The 20,977-nt window shown below is 61.4% G+C and carries 15 protein-coding genes; 6 read left to right on the forward strand and 9 right to left on the reverse strand.

The window, feature by feature from the left end; all coding sequences use genetic code 11:
- Window position 1: 1 nt before the first annotated feature.
- Genes AB4O12_RS08895 through fdnG form a run of 3 tightly spaced genes read right to left on the reverse strand, consistent with a single transcriptional unit; the run spans window position 2 to window position 4,665 of the window.
- Complete coding sequence (locus AB4O12_RS08895) at window positions 2–667, reverse strand: formate dehydrogenase subunit gamma (protein ID WP_041480299.1); 666 nt, start codon at window positions 665–667, stop codon at window positions 2–4.
- On the reverse strand, window positions 664–1,599 hold the full coding sequence (gene fdxH, locus AB4O12_RS08900) for a formate dehydrogenase subunit beta (protein ID WP_016774818.1): 936 nt from the start codon (window positions 1,597–1,599) through the stop codon (window positions 664–666). The genes AB4O12_RS08895 and fdxH overlap by 4 nt, the downstream gene beginning before the upstream one ends.
- On the reverse strand, window positions 1,600–4,665 hold the full coding sequence (gene fdnG / locus AB4O12_RS08905; RefSeq protein ID WP_400500430.1) for a formate dehydrogenase-N subunit alpha: 3,066 nt from the start codon (window positions 4,663–4,665) through the stop codon (window positions 1,600–1,602).
- Between the two features lie 316 nt (window positions 4,666–4,981).
- Here fdnG and AB4O12_RS08910 point away from each other — a divergent pair, with 316 nt between their 5' ends.
- From AB4O12_RS08910 to AB4O12_RS08930, 5 genes are all read left to right on the forward strand, one after another.
- Complete coding sequence (locus tag AB4O12_RS08910) at window positions 4,982–6,136, forward strand: MalY/PatB family protein (RefSeq protein ID WP_460061464.1); 1,155 nt, start codon at window positions 4,982–4,984, stop codon at window positions 6,134–6,136.
- Between the two features lie 207 nt (window positions 6,137–6,343).
- Entirely contained in the window at window positions 6,344–7,201 is an 858-nt protein-coding gene (locus tag AB4O12_RS08915; protein WP_016774822.1) for a glucose 1-dehydrogenase, read from the forward strand.
- Between the two features lie 87 nt (window positions 7,202–7,288).
- A complete protein-coding gene (locus AB4O12_RS08920; RefSeq protein ID WP_056786193.1) occupies window positions 7,289–7,900 on the forward strand; it encodes a Yip1 family protein in 612 nt (203 codons plus the stop codon).
- A gap of 42 nt (window positions 7,901–7,942) precedes the next feature.
- Window positions 7,943–9,286 (forward strand): cation:proton antiporter, encoded by a 1,344-nt coding sequence (locus tag AB4O12_RS08925; RefSeq protein WP_252886258.1) that lies wholly within the window; start codon window positions 7,943–7,945, stop codon window positions 9,284–9,286.
- A gap of 184 nt (window positions 9,287–9,470) precedes the next feature.
- Window positions 9,471–9,764: a hypothetical protein gene (locus tag AB4O12_RS08930; protein ID WP_039761510.1), complete on the forward strand. Its 294-nt coding sequence runs from the start codon at window positions 9,471–9,473 to the stop codon at window positions 9,762–9,764.
- Window positions 9,765–9,999: 235 nt separating this feature from the next.
- On the opposite strand, the gene AB4O12_RS08935 is transcribed toward AB4O12_RS08930, so the two are convergent.
- The 4 genes from AB4O12_RS08935 to AB4O12_RS08950 form a co-directional block, all read right to left on the reverse strand.
- Window positions 10,000–10,533 carry a hypothetical protein gene (locus tag AB4O12_RS08935; protein WP_016774826.1) on the reverse strand — a complete coding sequence of 178 codons (534 nt, stop codon included), beginning with the start codon at window positions 10,531–10,533 and terminating at the stop codon, window positions 10,000–10,002.
- A 78-nt stretch (window positions 10,534–10,611) separates the two neighbouring features.
- Window positions 10,612–12,531 (reverse strand): hybrid sensor histidine kinase/response regulator, encoded by a 1,920-nt coding sequence (locus AB4O12_RS08940; RefSeq protein WP_310216145.1) that lies wholly within the window; start codon window positions 12,529–12,531, stop codon window positions 10,612–10,614.
- Window positions 12,524–14,854 carry an ATP-dependent DNA helicase gene (locus tag AB4O12_RS08945; RefSeq protein ID WP_460061469.1) on the reverse strand — a complete coding sequence of 777 codons (2,331 nt, stop codon included), beginning with the start codon at window positions 14,852–14,854 and terminating at the stop codon, window positions 12,524–12,526. Before AB4O12_RS08945 ends, AB4O12_RS08940 begins: the two co-directional genes overlap by 8 nt.
- Window positions 14,851–16,503 (reverse strand): VRR-NUC domain-containing protein, encoded by a 1,653-nt coding sequence (locus AB4O12_RS08950; protein WP_460061471.1) that lies wholly within the window; start codon window positions 16,501–16,503, stop codon window positions 14,851–14,853. Before AB4O12_RS08950 ends, AB4O12_RS08945 begins: the two co-directional genes overlap by 4 nt.
- A gap of 195 nt (window positions 16,504–16,698) precedes the next feature.
- Here AB4O12_RS08950 and AB4O12_RS08955 point away from each other — a divergent pair, with 195 nt between their 5' ends.
- Window positions 16,699–16,923 carry a YgdI/YgdR family lipoprotein gene (locus tag AB4O12_RS08955; RefSeq protein WP_016774830.1) on the forward strand — a complete coding sequence of 75 codons (225 nt, stop codon included), beginning with the start codon at window positions 16,699–16,701 and terminating at the stop codon, window positions 16,921–16,923.
- A 207-nt stretch (window positions 16,924–17,130) separates the two neighbouring features.
- Here the strand turns inward: AB4O12_RS08955 and AB4O12_RS08960 are convergent, their stop codons facing one another.
- Both AB4O12_RS08960 and AB4O12_RS08965 read right to left on the reverse strand, forming a co-directional pair.
- The gene (locus tag AB4O12_RS08960) at window positions 17,131–18,984 is read right to left on the reverse strand and encodes a polyurethane esterase (protein ID WP_460062433.1); all 1,854 of its coding nucleotides are present in this window, start codon (window positions 18,982–18,984) and stop codon (window positions 17,131–17,133) included.
- 303 nt (window positions 18,985–19,287) lie between these two features.
- Window positions 19,288–20,976: a polyurethane esterase gene (locus tag AB4O12_RS08965; RefSeq protein WP_460061473.1), complete on the reverse strand. Its 1,689-nt coding sequence runs from the start codon at window positions 20,974–20,976 to the stop codon at window positions 19,288–19,290.
- Window position 20,977: the final 1 nt, after the last annotated feature.

Raw genomic sequence — 20,977 nt, forward strand, 5'->3', positions numbered from 1 at the left:
GTCAGCCCTTTTTTGTCAGCGGTCGCTCGGGCACGTCCCGAGGCTGTTCGTCGCGGGTCACCTCGCGGTACCACAGTTCATGGTGTTTTCTCGCCCACGGCCGGCTGACCCAGCCATGCAACATGGCGTCGACCGAACCCTTGATCCACAAGCCGGCGTAGATGTGCACGATGATGCTCAGCACCAGCACGAATCCAGCCAGCGCATGCAGCAGCATGGCCCAGCGGATCGTGGTGATGCCGAAGTACGCGCTGAACCACGCGCGCCAGATCACCAGCCCGGTGAACAGCAACGCGAGCATGCACAGCAGTAAAGTCCAGAACAGCAACTTTTGCCCGGCGTTGTACTTGCCCACCGGCGGCACGCTTTCCTCATCGTTGACCATCACCCGGTTGATCCGCCGCAGCCACTGGCGGTCATTGGCGATGAAGAAATTGGTGCGCCAGAAGCTGAACACCAGGCCGAGGAACAGCACAAACATGGCGATGCCCATGTACGGGTGCAGAATCCGCGTCCAGGTGCCGCCGCCGAACAGATTACTGAGCCAGAACAGCGACGGATGAAACAACGCCAGCCCGGACAACCCGGCCATGAAAAACAGGATCGCCACCAGCCAGTGATTGGTGCGCTGGTTGGCGCTGTAACGCAGGATCGTCTTGTTGCTCATGGCCGCTCCTCCCCGCGTGGATCGAAGGTGTGCACCGCCGGGTCGACCACGTGCACCGAGGTGTCGGGTGGCGTCGGATGCTCATCCTCCTCGACGCGATTCGGCCCGATGCGCACGTAGTGGAAGAACCCGGCCAGCACCGCCGCACCCATCGCCAACAAGCCGAGGGGTTTGCTGATGCCTTTCCACAAGCCCACCAGCGGACTGATCGCCGGATGGTCCGGCAAACCTGCATAGATTTTTGGCGTGTCGGCGTGATGCAGCACGTACATCACGTGGGTGCCACCAACGCCTGCCGGGTCGTACAAACCGGCGTTTTCAAAGCCACGGCTTTTCAGGTCGACGATGCGTTCGGCGGCGTGTTCTTTCATGTCTTCCTTGGTGCCGAAGACGATCGCGCCGGTCGGGCAGGTTTTCACGCAGGCCGGCTCCAGCCCCACCGCCACCCGATCGGAACACAGCGTGCATTTGTAGGCCTTGTGATCCTTCTGCGAGATGCGCGGAATGTTGAACGGGCAACCGGTGATGCAATAGCCGCAACCGATGCAGTGGTCCTGATCGAAATCGACGATGCCGTTGGCATGCTGAATGATCGCCCCGGGGCTTGGGCACGCGGCCAGACAACCGGGCTCGGCGCAGTGCATGCAGCCGTCCTTGCGGATCAGCCATTCGAGGTTGCCGGCGTCGGTTTCGTGCTCGGTGAAGCGCATCAGCGTCCACGAATCCGCCGTCAGGTCCTGCGGATTGTCGTAGGTGCCGTGGTTGTGGCCGACCTCGTCGCGCAGCTCGTTCCATTCCGAGCAGGCGACCTGGCAGGCCTTGCAACCGATGCACTTGGTCGTGTCGATCAGCTTGGCAACGCCCTGCTGAGTCCTTACCGACGGCGGCACGGTGGTGGTGGCCGAGCGGGCAATGATGTCTTGGCTGGCCATTTACAGTTTCTCCACGTTGACCAGGAATGACTTGGATTCCGGGGTCTGAGTGTTGCCATCGCCGAGGAACGGCACCAGGGTGTTGGTCAGGTAACCGTGGCGCGTCAGGCCGGTGAAACCCCAGTGCAGCGGGATGCCGATCTGATGCACGACCTGGCCGTTGACCTGCAGCGGCCGGATCCGTTTGGTCACCACCGCCACCGCTTCGATAAACCCGCGCTTGCAGCTGACACGCACGCGATCACCGGCAGCGATGCCCTTCTCGTTCGCCAGCACCTCACCGATTTCCACGAACTGCTCGGGCTGAGCAATCGCGTTCAACTTGCAGTGCTTGCTCCAGAAATGGAAATGCTCGGTAAGCCGGTAACTGGTGCCGGCGTACGGGAAGTCCTTGGCTTCGCCGAGGGTTTCCCAGACCGAATCGAAGATCCGCGCCGCCGGGTTGCTGGTGGCCTTCTTGTTTTGCGGGTGCAGCGGGTTGATGCCGATCGGCGTTTCGAACGGCTCGTAGTGTTCGGGGAATGGGCCTTCGTTCATCTTGTCGACGGCGAAGAACCGGGCCACGCCTTCGGGGTTCATGATGAACGGATTCATCCCGGCTTCCGGCGGCACGTCGGCCTTGTAGTCCGGCACATCGGTGCCGGTCCAGGCCTTGCCGTTCCACCACACCAGTCGTTTTTTCGGGTCCCACGGTTTGCCCGCCGGGTCCGCCGAGGCGCGGTTGTAGAGAATCCGCCGATTCGCCGGCCACGCCCACGCCCAGCCCTGATGCTGGTGCATGCCGAATGGGTCGGCGTTATCGCGCCGGGCCATCTGGTTGCCGGCCTCGGTCCAGCTGCCGGCGAAAATCCAGCAACCGGACGCGGTGCTGCCGTCATCCTTGAGCAAACCGAAGCCGGCCAGTTGCGTACCGGCCTTGACCGTGACGCCGCTGGCATCGGTGAAATCGCTGACGGCGGTGCCGTTGATCTCCCGCGCCAGTTCTTCCGGCGAAGGCTCGTCGGGGATCTTGTACGGCCACGACAGTTTCAGCAGCGGATCAGGAAACTTGCCGCCCTCGCTCTGATAACGCTGGCGCAGGCGCAGGAACAATTCGCTCATGATGCGAATGTCGGTCTGCGCTTCGCCGGGGCCGTCGGCGCCTTTCCAGTGCCATTGCAGCCAGCGGCTGCTGTTGACCAGCGAGCCGTCTTCCTCGGCAAAACAGGTGGTCGGCAGGCGAATGACTTCGGTCTGGATTTCGGCGGTTTTCACATCGTTGTACGGCCCGACGTTCTGCCAGAACTCCGAGGTTTCCGTGGCGAGCGGGTCCATCACCACCAGCCACTTGAGTTTGGCCAAGGCACCCATCACGCGGTTCTTGTCCGGTAACGCAGCGATCGGATTGAAGCCTTGGCAGAAGTAGCCGTTGACCTTGCCCTGGCTCATCAGATCGAACATTTTCAGCACGTCGTAGTTGGGGATGTCGAGCTTCGGCAAATGGTCGAACAGCCAGTTGTTCTCGGCGGTGGCGTTGGCGCCGTACCAGGATTTCATCAGGCTGACGTGGAATTTGCTGTAGTTCTGCCAGTACGAAAGCTGCCCCGGTCTGAGCGGAACCTGCGTGCGTTTGAAGATGAACTGACCGTAATCCTGCTCGCTGTCGCTGGGCAGCGTGAGGTAGCCGGGCAAGGCGTTGGACAGCAGGCCGAGATCGGTCAGACCCTGGATGTTCGAGTGCCCGCGCAGCGCATTGACGCCACCGCCGGGCATGCCGACGTTGCCCAGCAGCAATTGCACCATCGCCGCGCTGCGAATGATCTGCGCGCCAATCGAGTGCTGCGTCCAGCCGAGCGCGTAGAGAATCGTCATGGTCTTGCCCGGTGTCGAGCAGGTGGCGATCTCTTCCCAGATTTTCTGCATCGCGTCGACGGGCATGCCGCAGATCTGGCTGGCCAGGTCGATGTTGTAGCGGCTGTAATGCTGCTTCATCAGTTGATAGACGCAGCGCGGGTCTTGCAGGGTCGGGTCGACGCGGACGAAACCGTCCTCGGCGAATTCGTAGCCCCAGCCGGACTTGTCGGTGTAGCTGCGTTTTTCCGCGTCATAGCCGCTGAACAGGCCGTCTTCGAAGCCATAACCGGCTTTGACGATGAACGACACGTCGGTGTAATTGCGCACGTATTCGTGCTGGATCTTGTCCTCGGTCAGCAGGTAATTGATCAACCCGCCCATGAAGGCGATGTCGGTACCGGTACGGATCGGCGCGTAATAGTCGGCCACCGAAGCGGTCCGGGTAAAACGCGGATCGACCACGATCAGCCGCGCGGCGTTGTGCGCCTTGGCCTCGGTCACCCATTTGAAGCCGCACGGATGCGCTTCTGCTGCGTTGCCACCCATCACCAGGATCAGATTCGCGTTGGCGATATCGGTCCAGGTGTTGGTCATGGCACCACGGCCGTACGTCGGGGCAAGACTTGCCACCGTCGGGCCGTGTCAGACACGCGCCTGGTTATCGAACCCCAGCAGACCGAGGCTGCGAATCACCTTCTGAGTGATGTAGCCGGCTTCGTTGGATGCCGCCGATGCCGCGAGAAAACCGGTGGTCAGCCAGCGATTCACCGTTTGCCCGTTGGCATTTTTCTCGATGAAGTTGGCGTCGCGGTCGGCCTTCATCAGGTCGGCGATGCGATCGAGGGCTTCGTCCCAGCCGATGCGCGTCCATTCATTGCTGCCGGGCTTGCGCACTTGCGGGTACTGCAAGCGGCCGGGGCTGTGAATGAAGTCGAGCAGGCCCGCGCCTTTCGGGCACAGCGTGCCGCGATTGACCGGGTGGTCGGAATCGCCTTCGATATGAATGATGTTTTGCGCCACGTTCTTGCCGGCATCGCCCTGGCTGTACATGATCAAACCGCAACCGACCGAGCAATACGGGCAGGTGTTGCGGGTTTCACGGGTGTGGGCGAGCTTGAAGTGACGCACCTGCTCGGCGAAGGCCGCCGTCGGGGCCATGCCCAACGCGCCCAGGCTTGAGCCTGCAAGGCCGATACCGGCGACCTTGAAGAACTGACGACGGCTGAGATCCATCGTGCACTCCTGATCAGGTGGAACCCGGTACTTGCGCCGGGCTTTATCTGGACAATCACGGTTGCGACGCCTTGACGCCGACTTTTTCACTGTAGACAAAGACCTTGCCGATTGTGTGAAAACCGACCGTCGGGTGTCTGGCCCGGATTTCCAGCCAGTGCACACCCCCCTGTGGGAGCGAGCCTGCTCGCGAAAGCGCTGGGTCATCCAACTCGATGCTGCCTGACCCGACGTATTCGCGAGCAGGCTCGCTCCCACAGGTCGCGTTGCGCATAGAATGTCCGGCAGAACCAAACCCGCCTCGACGAGACCGCGCATGACTTTCGATTTTGATCAGCTGTTCGACCGCCACCACACTGGCAGTACCAAGTGGAGCCGCTACCCGGCCGATGTGTTGCCGATGTGGGTCGCTGACATGGATTTCGCCGCGCCGCCGGTCATCGTTCAAGCCTTGCAACAGCGCCTGCTGCACCCGCTGCTCGGTTACAGCGTCGCCCAGGACAACCTGCGCGACGCCATCGTCGCCGACCTGTGGAACAAGTACGCATGGCAGGTCAAACCGCAGGAGCTGATTTTCCTGCCGGGCGTGGAATCGGGCTTCAACATGGCGCTCAAGGCGTTGGTCCAGGCGCAGCAGAATGTCGTCGTGCAAGTGCCGAACTATCCGCCGCTGCGCCATGCGCCGGGGCATTGGGGCCTGAACAAGGTCGAGCTGCAATTCGAAGCCCAGGCCGATGGCACTTACGCCACGCCATTGGACGCACTGCGCGAGTCACTGAAAGGCGGCGGCGCCCTGCTGTTGAGCAACCCGCACAACCCGATCGGCAAGGTCTTCGCCCGCGAAGAATTGCAGGCAGTCGCGGACATCTGCGCAGCGCAGGACGCGTGGATCATCTCCGACGAAATTCACGCCGAACTGTGCTTCGACGGCCGCGTGCACATTCCCACCGCATCGCTGAGTCCGGAAATTTCCAAACGCACGATCACCCTGATGTCGGCGAGCAAGGCCTACAACATCGCCGGTCTGAAGACCTCGTTCATGATCATTCAGGACGCCGCGCTGCGTGAACGCGTCAACCACGCCCGCTGCGGCATGGTCGACAGCGTCAACCCGCTGGGCATGGAAGCCACCCGCGTCGCCTACAGCGAAGCCGGGCCTTGGCTCGCGGAATTGAAAATCTACCTGCAGGCCAACCGCGACTGGCTGGTGAACGCCGTACGCACGCGGTTGCCGGGCGTGACCATCAATGTGCCGCAGGGCACGTATCTGGCGTGGCTCGATTGCACCGCGCTGGACCTGCCGGATCCGCAGCGGTTCTTCCTCGAACAGGGCAAGGTCGGCCTGAGTGCCGGGCTCGATTTTGGCGACCGGCATCAGCAGTTCGTGCGCTTGAACTTCGGTTGCCCGAGGGCGATGCTGGAAGAAGGGATTGCGCGGATGGAGCGGGCGCTGGCCAGCCGCAACGCCTGAGAACACTTGGCCCTTGTGGGAGCTGGCTTGCCAGCGATGACGGGCTCACATGCAACATAGATGTTGTCTGTGGCACCGCAATCGCTGGCAAGCCAGCTCCCACAGTTGTTCCATTCAGTCTGTCAATCCAGCGCAAATCCGATCGAACTCAAGGCAAAGCCACCGGGTCAACCCGGAACACTGGACTTGAAATCAGGAGACCCTGCGATGACTGACTATCCAAAACCACCCTTCCCGAAACAAGCCCAACCGGTGCCCGGCTCGCAACGCAAGATGGAACCGTATCCAGACTGCGGCGAGCAAAGTTACGTCGGTTCCGGCCGCCTCGCCGGCAAGATCGCGCTGATCACCGGTGCCGACAGCGGCATCGGTCGCGCGGTGGCGATTGCCTTCGCCCGTGAAGGCGCCGACGTCGCCGTGGCTTACCTGAATGAACACGAAGACGCCAAGGAAACCGCACGCTGGGTCGAGCAGGCCGGGCGTCAGTGCATCCTGCTGCCGGGCGATATCGCCGAGAAGGCTCAGTGCCAGGCGCTGGTCGACAAGACCGTCGAGCGCTTTGGCCGCATCGACATTCTGGTCAACAACGCCGCGTTCCAGATGACCCACGAAAACTTCGAAGAAATCCCCGATGACGAATGGGTGATGACCTTCGACGTGAATATCACTGCCATGTTCAGGATCTGCCAGGCGGCGATCAAACACATGCGCCCCGGTTCGTCGATTATCAACACCAGCTCGGTCAACTCGGACATGCCCAAGCCGACTCTGCTGGCGTACGCCACCACCAAAGGCGCAATCGCCAATTTCACCGGTGGCCTGGCGCAGATGCTCGGGCCGAAGGAAATTCGCGTCAACAGCGTCGCCCCTGGCCCGATCTGGACGCCGCTGATCGTCTCGACCATGCCCGACGAAGAAGTACAGAACTTCGGCGGCAGCACCCCGCTCGGCCGTCCGGGCCAACCGGTGGAAGTCGCACCGATTTACGTGCTGCTGGCCTCCGACGAAGCCAGCTATATCACCGGCCAGCGCTACGGCGTGACCGGCGGCAAACCGATGCTGTAACCGTGCAGCAGAAAAACTGAACCCGAGCGGCATGGCATCTCTCCATACCTTTAAGCGCCTACGGGCCAACTGGAACAGGAGGTTGTCATGTCCGCCCCCCTCGTCAGACTCTTCACCCAACCCAACTTCGCCTGGACCGATATCCGCCGCGAAGAAGAAACCCATCCCCGCCACTACCTCGCGCATTTGCTGCTGCTCGCGTTGATTCCGGCCGTGTGCCTGTTCATCGGCACCACTCAAGTCGGTTGGAGCCTCGCCGCGGGTGAGAACGTGCGCCTGAGCACGGCCAGCGCCCTGCAGTTGAGCGTGCTGCTGTACGTGACGATTGTCGCCGGTGTGGCGGTTATCGGCGGGTTTATCAGATGGATGTCGCGTTCATTTGACGCGCGGCCAACGCTGAATCAATGCATCGGTTTTGCCGCTTACACGGTGACGCCGTTTTTCCTCGCCGGGATCGCCGGGCTGTACCCGAGCCGCTGGCTGGCGATTCTGGTGCTCGGCGCGGCGTCAATCTATTCGACGTTTTTGCTGTTCGTCGGCCTGCCGACCTTCATGCATGAGCGCAAGGAGCAAGGCCTGTTGTATTCGGCGTGCGTGTGGGGCGTCGGCCTGCTGGTGCTGGTGACCATGCTGGTGTCGATGATTCTGCTGTGGTTCAACGTGCTCATCCCCGAGTACCTGCGCACGACCGTGAGCTGACCCGGTGCGCCTGTCCTTGAGAATTCACCGAAGTGAGCGGTCATGAGTTTCGGCGTATGGGTCGCGGTGCTCGGCGCCGTGCTGCTGACGCTGGCCCTGACGTCGTCTTGGTTGCGCTGGATGCCGGTCACCACCTCGGCGGTGTGCCTGCTGCTCGGCATCGCCATCGGCCCCAGCGGCCTCGACCTGCTGCAATTGCCGCTGGAAGAATCATCATTGTGGATGGAGCACCTGACTGAAGTCGCGGTGCTCTTTTCCTTGTTCGTCTGCGGTCTGAAGCTGCGGTTGCCGTTGGCCCACAAGACCTGGCGTATCGCTTTTGGTCTGGCCGGGCCGGTAATGATTCTGACGATTATCGGCGTGTGCCTGCTATTGCATTGGGGCCTGCAATTGCCGTGGGGACCGTCGTTGCTGATCGGCGCGATTCTGGCCCCGACCGACCCGGTGCTCGCCGCACTGGTGCAGGTCAATGATGCGCAGGACGTCGACAGCGTGCGCTTCGGCCTCTCCGGTGAAGCCGGGCTCAATGATGGCGTGGCTTTCCCTTTCGTGATTCTCGGTCTGCTGTTGCTGCACGGTGACGGCAGCGCTGGCGAATGGCAGCACTGGGTGCTTCGCAGTCTGTTGTGGGCGGTGCCGGCGGGTTTGCTCACCGGTTACTGGATGGGGCGCGGCATTGGCCGCATCGCTCTGTTACTACGCATTCACAACGAGGACAGCACCCTCGGCCCGAACGATTACCTGACCCTCGCGCTGATCGCACTGTCCTACGTGGTGGCCGACGCCATTGGCGGCTACGGCTTTCTTGCGGTCTTCGCTGCTGGCCTGGGTCTGCGTCAGGAGGAAGTCAAATCCACGGGCATCACCCAGGCACCTGCCGAGCATCTGGTGCAGCCGGTGGTCGGTCATCAGAACGTCGAACCACAGAACGCCGTGCACGGCGACACGGAGCAGTTGGAAGACAGCCAGGTCGCGGCGGGAATCATGATGGGCGACATGCTCGCATTCGGCAGTCTGGTCGAGCGGGCGATGGAAGTGTTTCTGGTGACCCTGCTCGGCGTCGTGCTGATTGCGCATTGGGACTGGCGGGCGTTGTGGATCGGCGCCGTGCTGTTCTGTCTGATTCGTCCACTGAGCGTGGCGCTGATGCCGTGGGGCAATCTGCTCAGCGGACCGCAGCGTTTGTTGATCGGCTGGTTTGGCATTCGTGGCATCGGCAGCCTTTTCTATCTGTTCTTCGCCCTGAACCATGGCCTCGATTCCGACGTGGCCAAGGTCTGTACCGACATCACGTTGTCGGTGGTGGCCCTGAGTATCCTGCTGCATGGCATCAGCACACAGCCGATGCTGGCGCGCTATGAAAGTCTGAAGCAACGAAAAAGCTGATTCTTCAACCGCTGCGCTTTGCCGAAAATCATCGAAGATTTTTCTACAAAAAAATGGATCGCCGGGCGCGACCCAAGGGTCACACCTTTAACCGCGCCAACCATCCAGCGCGACCCGGCAGGTTCGGTTCCCCTGCGGTGAACAGCCTATCAAACGGAACCCCGACACAAACAAGGTCACAGTCATGAACGAATGCTCGACTCCTGCGCAAATCAAGGCTTGCAGAGCACTGGCTCTGGAACGCAATCGTCAACTGTTCGAAGAAGCCCACGAACTGAACCGAGCGGCCAACGCGCTGCTGGAACAGACCCCGACCGACTTCGAACGCTTTGAGCAATACCGGGCACTGCGCAAGAAAGCCGATGCGAAATTTGAAGATGCGATTGATCATCTGTGTGTGCTGAATGAGGATTTTCCGCCGATTCCGGCAGCGGTGCAGAATGCTGTTACACCGCGGCGTGAGCTGGAAACTGCGTGATAAAAGTCAAAAGCCCCTCACCCTAGCCCTCTCCCCGAGGGGAGAGGGGACTGACCGAGGTGTTCTCACGTGCTACACCGACCTGGCATACCGCGCCGAATGTAGATTTTGAAAAGCATGAAGATCTGCTCCCTTTCCCCCTCGCCCCCTTGGGGGAGAGGGCTGGGGTGAGGGGGTAAGATCTCACTAACACCACAAAATCCAGCACCTGTCCCCTGCCCCCAACCAATCCACCTCAAGGATTGGTCACCTGAATAAACACCGCATACACCCCCAACATCACCCAGAACGTCGCAAAAATCCAAGGCGTGCGCACTGAGAACAGCAGCGACTTGCGATAGCCCTTGTGGCTCGATTCCATTTCGCTGAACAGTGGAGACTCGTCATACGCCGCGCCCATCACCGGCTCGCTGTGCAGCAACTGGCTCTGTTTGAAGTGCCAGTGATCAATGATGTCGTAAGCCGCGCGAATCCCCGGCCAGGCGTTCAGTGAGCTGAGCACGCCGAGCAGCGCCAGAAAAGGCGGCACGACAAGGGTGAACATCTTGCCCCACTCGGGATTGAGGTTGGCCATGCACGAGGCGAAAGCAATGACCAGAAACGACTGCGCCGCCAGATAGGCGTCGGTGCGGTTGGCGAGGATGCTGGTTTCGTACTGGATTTCCCGGCGATAGAAATCCAGGCGCTCCTTGGGTGAGCCAAACATCTTGGCGTCGTGTTCGGCCAAGGCTTCTTCAACAGCGCTTGGCTGGGTCAATATGCGAGACAAGAGACGTGCCCTCCAAAAGTGAACAAGACTTTTGGAAAGGCACGCGTAAGCACTAGTTCAGCCGGATCGACCAGCGCGTCACTTCATCGACTGGGCGATGATCTGGACCAGATTCAACTGGGTGAACGGTTTCGGCAGGCGCGGCAGATCGGCGGCGAAGCCTTCCAAACGTTCGGCGTATCCAGTGGCGAGAATGATCGGCAGATCCGGCTTGAGCATACGCAAGGCGTGAGCCAGTTGCGCGCCGCTCATTTTTGGCATGGCCATGTCGGTGATCACCAGATCGATGACTTCGCCCTGATCGAACAGCGCCAGCGCCTGGGCGCCGGAGGTCGCGCCGATGACGCGGTGGCCGAGGTCTTCCAGCAGCAGGCTGGTGCTGGTCAGCACCAGCGAATCGTCATCGACCACCAGCACGCTGAGCCTTGGGACCGCAATGGGCGCGGCGTTGCTGTACGCCGGGCGACTGGCCGTTTGCTCTAGCGCCACCGGAATCCACAGTTCGGCCGCCGTGCCGTGGCCCTTCTCGCTTTTGAGAGTAAAGCGCCCGCCCAACTGCTCGATGAAGCCATGCACCATCGACAAACCGAGCCCGGTGCCTTTGCCCAGGCCTTTGGTGGTGAAGAACGGATCGCGGGCGCAGGCCAGCGTGGCGGCGTCCATGCCTTCGCCGCTGTCGATCAGACTCAGGCAGACGTAACGCCCCGCTGCCAGGGTCGAATGAGTTTGTTCCAGTACCACTTCGGCTTGCGCCTGAATGACCACCGTGCCGCCCTCGGGCATGGCATCGCGGGCATTGGTGGCGAGATTGAGGATCGCCAGTTCCAGCTGATTGCTGTCGGCCAGCACTGGCTGCAGATCTTCGGGAAAGCGCGTTTCGATACGAATGCCCGGTCCGAGCGAACTGCGCAGCAGCCCGGTGATGCCTTGCACCAATTGCGGGATATCCACCGATTCGGTCTTGAGTTCCTGACGCCGGGCGAAGGCCAGCATGCGCTGGGTCAGCGAGACACCGCGCAAGGCCCCTTGGGTGGCGTTCTCCAGCAGACGGGCGATTTTCGGCGCGTCGCCGATGCGTTTCTGCACGATCTCGAGATTGCCGAGAATCACCGTCAACAGGTTGTTGAAGTCATGGGCGATGCCGCCGCTGAGTTGGCCGATCGCCTGCATCTTCTGCGCCTGGAACAACGCCTCGCGGGTCTTTTCCAGGGCCTGCTGCGCCTCGTGCGCCTCGGTCACATCACGGGTGATCTTGGCAAAGCCGAGCAGCGTGCCGGTGTCGCCGCGAATCGCATCGACGACCACGTGGGCAAGAAACCGCGTGCCGTCCTTGCGCATCCGCCAACTGCGGCTCTCGAACCGGCCTTCGCGGGTGGCAATCTCCAGCGAGCGCTGCGGCTCGCCGAGTTCGCGGTCTTCGGGGGTGTAGAAAATCGAAAAATGCTGGCCGATGATTTCTTCCGGCAGGTAACCCTTGATGCGCTGCGCGCCCTGGTTCCAGTTGCTGACGCAACCTTCGGGGCTGAGCATGTAGATCGCGTAGTCGGTGACGCCCTGCACCAGCAGGCGGAACTGCTGTTCGCTTTGCTTGAGGGTTTCCTCGGCCATTTTGCGGTCGGTGAGGTCGCGGGTGATCTTGGCGAACCCCAGCAGTTCGCCGTTGGGGTCGATGATCGGATCGATCACCACGTGCGACCAGAAGTGCGTGCCGTCCTTGCGCACGCGCCAGCCCTCGCCTTCGAAGCGACCTTCACGGATCGCAGTGTCCAGCGCCCGTTGCGGCATGCCGTTGGCGCGGTCTTCCGGGGTATAGAAGCGCGAGAAATGCTCGCCGATGATTTCCGCTTCTTCGTAGCCCTTGAAGCGTTTGGCGCCGGAGTTCCAACTGGTGATGGTACCGTCGGGGTCGATCATGTAGATCGCGTAGTCGACAACCGCGTCGATCAGCAGCCGGAAACGGCTGTCTTCGATCGCTGCGGTTCTGTTGTTTTCACTCATCACACTCACCAGCCACTGTCATGGGCTGAAGTATGCGTGAATCCACTGATTTGGAAAGTGCCGGCTCGCTTCTGATTGCCCACCACTGCGGCAGCAGTTGCTGCATGCGGCTTTCGGCAAAGCGGTCATCAATGAGCATGACCGTGCCGCGATCCTCACGGGTGCGAATCACCCGCCCGGCGGCTTGTACGACTTTTTGCATGCCCGGATACAGATAGGTGTAGTCGTAGCCGGCGCCAAAAATGGCGGCCATGCGCCGCTTCATCTGCTCGTTGACCGGGTTGAGCTGAGCCAGCCCCAGCGTGGCGATGAACGCGCCGATCAGCCGCGCGCCGGGCAAATCGATGCCCTCGCCAAACGCCCCGCCCAGCACCGCAAACCCGACGCCCTGGCTGTCGGCGCTGAACTGGTCGAGAAACGCCTGCCGCGCGCCCTCGGCCATGCCCCGCGATTGCAGCCATTGAGTGATGTGCGGATGGCGCTCGGCCAATAAGGTCGCGACCTGTTGCAGGTAATCGAAACTGCTGAAGAACGCCAGATAGTTGCCCGGGCGCTCGCTGAACTGGCGCGCGATCAGTTCGACGATAGGCTCCAGCGAGGCCTGGCGATGGTTAAAACGCGTGGAGATCTGGCTGACGATGTGCACCTGCAATTGCTCGGCGCTGAACGGCGATTCGACGTCGATGCACACCGTGTCGGCGGGCGTGCCGAGCAGGTCGGCGTAATAGTTGCGCGGGCTCAGCGTGGCCGAGAACAGCACGCTGCTGCGCGCCGCTGTCAGGCGCGGGCCGATGAACGCCGCCGGCACCACGTTGCGCAGGCACAGTTGCGACAGCGGACGCTTGCGGTCGAGATCGCGTTTGCTGATATCGAACAGGTAATGCTCGTCGTACAGCTCGGCGACCCGGGCGAATTGCAGCAGATCGAAATAGAAATTCTGCAAGCTGCTGTCGAGGCCTTGCGGATGCTCGTTGAGGTAATCACCAATGGCCGCGCAACACAGCGAGATGGCGTGCAGGAGCTTGTCCGGCGCCTTGTCGTACGCCTGATACGCCGCCAGTTGCGGCGCATGCAGCGCGTTCCATTCGCGGTTGACCCGTTGCAGGGAATTCTTCAGCGCTGCCGGCGCGGTTTTGCGCACGCTGGCGAGGGTGAACTGGTCGAGACTGGCGCTGTACATTTGCCGGCCGCGTTCGACCAGGTTGTGCGCCTCGTCGGCCAGCACCGCGACTTTCCACTGATTGAGCTGGACCAGACCGAACAGCAGCGCGCTGAAGTCGAAGTAATAGTTGTAGTCGGCAACCACCACATCCGCCCAACGGGCCATTTCCTGGCTCAGGTAATACGGGCATACGCTGTGCTGCGCGGCAACTTCACGCATCGCCGCCTGATCCAGCAGATTGATATGGCTGGCAGATTCGCGGGCAGCCGGCAGGCGATCATAAAAACCCTGGGCCAACGGACAGGATTCACCGTGGCAGGCTTTGTCCGGATGTTCGCAGGCCTTGTCGCGAGCAACCATTTCCATCACCCGCAGCGGCAAGTCCGGCGCTTGCCTGAACAACACCTGACTGGCATCGAGCGCCAGCTTGCGTCCGGGAGTCTTGGCGGTGAGAAAGAACACCTTGTCCAGCTGCTGCGGCGCCAGGGCCTTGAGCATTGGGAACAGCGTGCCAAGGGTTTTGCCAATCCCGGTCGGCGCCTGGGCCATCAGACAGCGGCCGGTGCTGACGGCTTTGAACACTGATTCGGCCAGATGCCGTTGGCCGGGACGAAAATCCGCATGCGGGAACGCCAGTTGCTGCGCGGCCAGATTGCGCGCTTCGCGATGGGCCATTTCCTGCTCGGCCCATTGCAGGAACAAGCCGCACTGCTGCGTGAAAAACGTCTGGAGTGACTCGGCGCTGTGGGATTCGACCAGGCAGGTTTCCTTTTCGCTGACGACGTCGAAATACACCAGCGCCAGATTGATTTGCTGCAGTTGCAGTTTCTGGCACATCAACCAGCCGTAGATTTTCGCCTGCGCCCAGTGCAACTGGCGGTGATTGGCCGGTTGCTTGCTGAGGTCGCCGCGATAGGTTTTGACTTCTTCCAGGCAGTTTTGCGCCGGGTCGTAGCCATCCGCCCTGCCCTTGACCTTCAGCTCGCCGAATTCGCCTTGCAGCGCCACTTCGCTCTGGTACTGCTCGCTGCGCCGCGAGGCCACGGTGCGATGGCCGACGATGCCTTCGAGCGCGGTCGGTGACGGGGTGAAGCGCAGGTCGAGATCACCGGTCTTGGCGGTGAACTCGCACAGTGCACGCACGGCAACGCTGTAACTCAAGCGCTCTGCTCCGCCCATTGCACGTAACACACCGCCACCGGCATCTGGTGCTCGTGGCAGAACTCCAGCCAGCGCAGTTGATTGTCCTGCAAGCGGTCGCCGGGGCCTTTGACTTCGATCATCCGGTAGGTCTTGTGCTGCGGCCAGAACTGGATCAGGTCCGGCATGCCGGCGCGGTTGGCCTTGATGTCGAGCAGCAGGCGATTGAACCAGTGTTTCAGATGCTCAGCGGGCAGACAGGCCAGCGCCTGCTCCAGCAAGTCTTCGTTGAGCGCGCCCCAGAACACGAACGGAGACTGGATGCCCCACTTGTCGACGAAGCGCTGGCGAATCGTCTCGGCGTAGCGGCCATTATCGAGTTCGCCCAAACAGGCCTGGAACAGCTCGGCGCGGCGCTCGAGGAAGTCTTCGCTGAGCAGATCCACCGGGCCGCGCTGGAACGGGTGAAAGAACGCACCCGGCAACGGCGCGAAGATCGCCGGCCAGCACAACAGGCCGAACAGTGAATTGATCAGGCTGTTCTCGACGTAATGCACCGGGCCGTCATCGGCGTGCAAGTGCGCTTGTACGTGAAACTCCACCGACCGCGTCGGATCGCTGCGCGGCAAATGCAAATCGAGGCGCTCGACCTCTCTGGCCTTGGCACGCTTGAGCGGCGGGCCACCGAGTTTGCGCCGCAGACGCGGGACGATGCGTTGTAAGCCCTGCTGCTCGGCGGCACTTTGCGGCGCCTGTTCGGCCAGCGTGCCGAGTTCCAGCGCCAATGCATATTCGCCGCAACGTTCAAGCACACGGATCATCCGCAGTCGCGCACCAGGATAGGCGCAGTCGCGGTAAACACTCAGGGCCAGCGCAAAGTCGCCGATGCGCTCGGCATACTGGCCGATCTGGAACAACGCCTTGGCTTGCCGACGGCGTAGCCACGGGTTGTCGAACTGCACGGCGTTGATCTGTTCGACGATCTCTTCCAGCGGTTCGCCGGCCTCGAAACGCAGCTGGCATTGATGCAGGAACAGGCAGGCGTCGACGTCTTCACGACTGCGCAAGCCTCGGGAGTCGGCGCAGAACTCGACTTTTTCATAAGTGAAGATGCCGAGGTCGGCCAGCACGAACTCCGACCAGTCCTGATAAAGATTGCCGAAGAACATCAGGCGCAGGCGATCGCACAAATCCATCAGGGTCAGGCTGAACAGCCGGTCGGCCAGTTGCGGCGCCCAGGCGCGCAGGGTTTGCGCCTCGCTGAACTGTTCGGCCAGCACGGGCAGCCATTCGTCCTTGCGCCCTTTCGGTTGATCGATAAAGGTGCCGAACGCTTGCAGCAGCTCGGCCTTGAGCAGGACATCAAACAACTCTGCCAGGGTCAGCGCAGCGTGTTCATCGAGCCAGCCGCGATCAAGCAACGGCTGCGCCGCCTCAGCGATGTCGCCGATTTCCAGATAATTGAGTTTGCTCGCGCGAAAGTGAATGCCCTTGCGCATGACCATGCGCACCAGCAATCCCTGCGAGGCTTGCGGCAGCGTATTGAAGTCGCGGATGAAGCCGTGTTCGCTTGCGCTCATCACATCGGCATAGCGAAGCCCAAGCCAATCAAGCACTTGCCGGAAGTTGTTGAGGTAATAGAACGGATCGTCGAGAGGGTTGGAGGTCACGGGAATTCTAAGCCACGGCAAGCGAACACTGGTTATGCGTACAGATAACAGCTCAGCGCCGCCCGGCGCAAACGGAAAAAGATCAATGGCATTTTTTCGTGCCGCCATCGAACTTTTCCGCCGCTGCTGGCACCAACCGCGTTACAGGGCCGACAATGCCCGCAATCACATTCAAGCAAGGAGTCAGAGGTGGGTATGAAAATCAAGATGCTGGGTATTCCTGTAGCAGTCGCAGCCCTGTTGGCGTTGGGCGGCTGTTCCACCCAGACCGTGGTGACGCTGCAGAACGGCACCCAGTACCTGACCGAGGACATGCCAAAGACCGAGACCGAAGACGGTTTCTATGAGTTCGAGGATATTTCCGGCGCCAAGGTCAAGGTTCGCGCCGATGAAGTCGCGACCGTGCGCAAGGAAGACTGACTTGGCCTGAATGATCGTTCCCATGCGCAGCAAAGGAATGCCTCCACGGACGCTCCGCGTTCGGCTCTCGAGTGGGACGCAGAGCGTCCCGGGCTGCATTCCCACGCGGAGCGTGGGAACGATCACACACTGGATCTGCGTCGTTCACAAATCCCCTGTGGGAGCGAGCCTGCTCGCGAAGGGGCCGGCACAGGCCCCGCATCAACCTCAGGCGATAACCACCCCGTCGTCGCTCAAACTCCCCAGCGCCACCCCCACCAACGTCACCGAATCCCCACCAAATGTCAGCACGGTATCCTGCCCGACCGCCGACGCGTGGGCACGGAAATCATCCCCCGGCAACACACCCTGTACGCCGAGAAACACCAGTTTGTCATCGGCCGTATAGCCAACGACCCGATCCTGGCCGAACGCGCCGTGGAACAGAAACGTATCCGCCCCGCCGCCCGATTCCAGCAGGTCATTGCCAGCGCCGCCGACAAACACATCATTGCCCGCGCCGCCGAGCAAATGATCATTGCCCTCAAGGCCAAACAGCCAGTCACCGCCCGCATGCGCCTTGAGCGTGTCATTGGCAGCCGTGCCTTTCATGCTCGACTCATAAGCGGTGAGGTTGCTGCCGACTTTCAGCCCCGTGGCCGTGACGCTGTGCAACACGTCGTCCTTGAACACGCCCCAGAGAAACCCCGGCTCTTTGCTGACAATGCTGCCGATGTCGCGGGTAATGCTGATCCCGCCGTTGGCACCGCGGATGTACAGGTTGCCGGCGCCGTCATTGGCGAAATCAAAGTTCTTCACCGTCTGCTGCAAGTCGAGCGTGTTGTTGCCCTGCCCACCCAGAATGACGTTGTAGCCGCCGTTGTCGCGGAAGCTGTCGTTGCCGGCGCCGCCCTCCAGATAGTCGTTGCCGCTGCCGCCCTGGATCAGGTCATTGCCGTCACTGCCGATGATGAAGGTGCTGCCCTTGTGGGTTTCGGCGTTACGGTTGAGGTCCTGTACCCAAGTGTTTGCCCGCGCCGGGTCGGAGAGGTTGGCGACGATGATCGTCGAGTCGCGGCTGGTCAGGTCGTAGAACTTCGATTCCAGCACGCGGGTCATGCCGTCGCCGTAGCCAGTGGGCAGGTGCGAAATCCAGGTCGGGATATTCAGGATCGAATACGGCAGCACGTTCCAGGCGTTCGAGGCGTAGTGGTCGTTGAAGCTGACGATGTTGTCGGTGGTCGAGGCATGCGACGCGTCGTGCACGCCCACCGAAGCACTGCTGAAGGTCGAACCGTCAAGGGCACGAAACACCGGGTCGTTTTCGTAGCCGATATTCAGCACCTTGTCGGTGCTGCTTTGCGTCGGTGAGGCGTAGGCGATGTAGTTGGAATCGGCGAAAAACCCGCCCCACTTGCCAGCGCTCAAGTCAGCCATGCTGTTCACCGCCAGACCGCCCAGGCTGTGGCCGCTGACCAGCACGTCCTTGCCGCTGAGGCCGTTGGCCCGGGCGAATGCGACGACATCGTTGAGCAGATTGCCGAAAGCTTCGCCGACGTAGTTTTTTGCGTAATCGGCCGGGCCGAACGCTGCGAGCAGATCGTTGATCACGTCGCCAATCGAATCACCAATGAGGATTTCGCGCGGGCCGCTGGTGCCGCGAAAGGCGATACCCAGTTCGGTGAGGTGACCCTGAGCGTCGTACTTGCCGAGGATTTCCACTTGCGCGCTGGTGTAGCCGGCCTTCTCGCCGAAGAACGTCCCGCGTGCATCGGTCTTGCCGTCGTAGCCCAATTGCGCGGCGGTGATGGGCGTCCAGCCGGCCTTTTTCACGGCATCGAGGGCGAGTTTTTCCGAGTCGGGATTCCACGGGATACCGGGTATCACCCCTTGCGAATCGGTGCCGCCAATCAGTGCGGTGACCAGCGTCGCCGGCAGGCCAAGGCCGAAGCCGTTGTGCTGATAACCGGCGGCGAAGCCGTTATCGAGGTTGTGATAGGAATACAGCGTGATCGCCATGGCATCACTGAACAGCGCCTTGGAATCGGCTGTGCCGAAGTTCTTGTAGTCGTATACACCCATTGCCATTGCCTCTCTTGTTGTTGGAATTGTCAGAGATAGCTCACAGCCAGAGCGCGGGGCTCTGGAGCATTCGTTACATCTTGCACATCCTCTGTAGGAGCTGCCGAAGGCTGCGATCTTGTGGGACGCAGAGCGTCCCCGGCTGCATTCCCACACAGAGCGTGGGAACGTTCATGTGTACGCCGTACCTGTGGGAGCGAGCCTGCTCGCGAAGGCGGCAGCACATTCAACATCACAATCGCCTGACCCACCGTTTTCGCGAGCAAGCTCGCTCCCACAATGAGATCTCCTGCACCTTCGGAATCAGGCGAAGACGAAACTGGAGTCCGTCAGGTCAGTCACGCCGACGCCAATCAGCGTCACGGCAAAATCGCCGACCTTCAGCACGGTATCAGCGCCGGACTGCGCGGCATGCTGCTTGTAGTCATAACCCTGTCCCGCGCCCGCGACACCCATGAACAGCAGTTTGTCGCTGCCCTGGTAACCATTGATCGCATCGAAACCGAACGCGCCGCTGAACAGGAAGGTGTTGCCGCCACCCACCGCCGTCATCACGTCGTTGCCGGCGCCACCCACGAAAGTCACCTGCGACTTGTCACTGATCAGTTGATCATCGCCACCAAGGCCAAACAGCCAGTCGCCATCGGCCGTGGCATGCAAGGCATTGCCGTAGCCGTCACCGCTGAGCGAATGGTTGTACTGGGTCAGTTCGCTGCCGTTGCTCAGGCCCTTGGCGGTGACGCCCCAGGTGATTTCCTTGCTGCCCCACCACGAACCGGCCTCTTTACTGACCAGCGCGCCGATGTCGCGGGTCAGGCTGACGCCGCCGTAGGCGTCGCGCACGTACAGCGTGCCGTCGCCGTCGTTGGCGAAGCTGAAGTTCTGTAACGGCTTTTGCAGTTCGAAGGTGTTATGGCCCTGCCCGCCGAAAATGACGTTGTAGCCGCCGTCATCACGAAAACGGTCGTCGCCGCCCAGTCCTTCCAGAAAGTCGTTACCCGCCCCGCCCTTGAGCCAGTCGCTGCTCTGCGTGCCGATGATGAAGGTGCTGCCGCTGTGCGGCTCGCCGCTGCGGCCCAGATCCTCGACCCAGGTCTTGCTCCGCGATGCCTCTTCGAGATTGGCGACGATGATTGTCGAGTCGCGCTCGGTCAGGTTGTAGAACGCCGAATCGATCACCCGATTCAAGCCATCGGCGTAGCCCAGCGAACTGTGCGCCGACCAGTTCAGCGGATTGGCGATGCTGAACGGCACCAGGTTCTGCGCCGTGGAAGCGTAGTTATCGGTGAAGTTGACGAGGTTGTCGGTGGTCGATTCGTGCGGCTTGTCGTGCTTGCCCATCGACGCCGTGCTGAATGTGGTGCCGTCAAGCACGCGGAATACCGGATCGTTTTCGAAACCAATGTTGAGCACCTGGGGGCCGGAGCTGCTCTGGGTCGGCGAGGCGAAGGCGATGTAATTGGCATCCTTGTAGAAGCCGCCCCAGTTGTCCGCGCTCAATTCAGCAACGCTATTAACCCCAAGCCCGCCGAGGCTGTGGCCGCTGATCAGCACATCCTTGGCATCGACACCGTTGGCGATCGCGAAATCGGCGACGGCGTTGAGCAGATTGTCGAACGCGTTTTTCGCGTAGTTGCTCGCGTAATCCGACGGCCCGACCGCCGCGAGCAGATTGTTTTTCAGATCACCGAAAGTGTCGCTGTAACCCAGCCCGCCGGTGCCGCGAAAGGCAATGCCAAGGCCGATCAACTTGCCAGCGGCGTCGTACTTGCCGAGCACTTCGGCCTCGGCGCTGGTGAAGCCATCCTGTTCCCCGAAGAACGTGCCTTGCGCGCCGACCTTGCCCTGATAGCCCAGCGCCGTCGCGGCGACCGGAGCCCACGCGGTGGCCGGCAACGGTTTGCCGGTGGGCGTGTAGGCATACAGCGTCAGTGCGATGGCGTCGCTGTACAACCCTTTGCCGTCGGCATTTTTGTAATCGAACAATCCCATG

Source organism: Pseudomonas sp. S2_A05, from assembly GCF_054668485.1.

Bases quoted from the DNA above. Each gene is read 5' to 3' on its own strand.
- AB4O12_RS08925 (WP_252886258.1), top strand. From the start codon at position 7,943: ATGAGTTTCGGCGTATGGGTCGCGGTGCTCGGCGCCGTGCTGCTGACG.
- AB4O12_RS08910 (WP_460061464.1), top strand. From the start codon at position 4,982: ATGACTTTCGATTTTGATCAGCTGTTCGACCGCCACCACACTGGCAGT.
- AB4O12_RS08915 (WP_016774822.1), top strand. From the start codon at position 6,344: ATGACTGACTATCCAAAACCACCCTTCCCGAAACAAGCCCAACCGGTG.
- AB4O12_RS08930 (WP_039761510.1), top strand. From the start codon at position 9,471: ATGAACGAATGCTCGACTCCTGCGCAAATCAAGGCTTGCAGAGCACTG.
- AB4O12_RS08955 (WP_016774830.1), top strand. From the start codon at position 16,699: ATGAAAATCAAGATGCTGGGTATTCCTGTAGCAGTCGCAGCCCTGTTG.
- AB4O12_RS08960 (WP_460062433.1), bottom strand. From the start codon at position 18,984: ATGGGTGTATACGACTACAAGAACTTCGGCACAGCCGATTCCAAGGCG.
- AB4O12_RS08895 (WP_041480299.1), bottom strand. From the start codon at position 667: ATGAGCAACAAGACGATCCTGCGTTACAGCGCCAACCAGCGCACCAAT.
- AB4O12_RS08965 (WP_460061473.1), bottom strand. From the start codon at position 20,976: ATGGGATTGTTCGATTACAAAAATGCCGACGGCAAAGGGTTGTACAGC.
- AB4O12_RS08920 (WP_056786193.1), top strand. From the start codon at position 7,289: ATGTCCGCCCCCCTCGTCAGACTCTTCACCCAACCCAACTTCGCCTGG.
- fdxH (WP_016774818.1), bottom strand. From the start codon at position 1,599: ATGGCCAGCCAAGACATCATTGCCCGCTCGGCCACCACCACCGTGCCG.
- AB4O12_RS08940 (WP_310216145.1), bottom strand. From the start codon at position 12,531: ATGAGTGAAAACAACAGAACCGCAGCGATCGAAGACAGCCGTTTCCGG.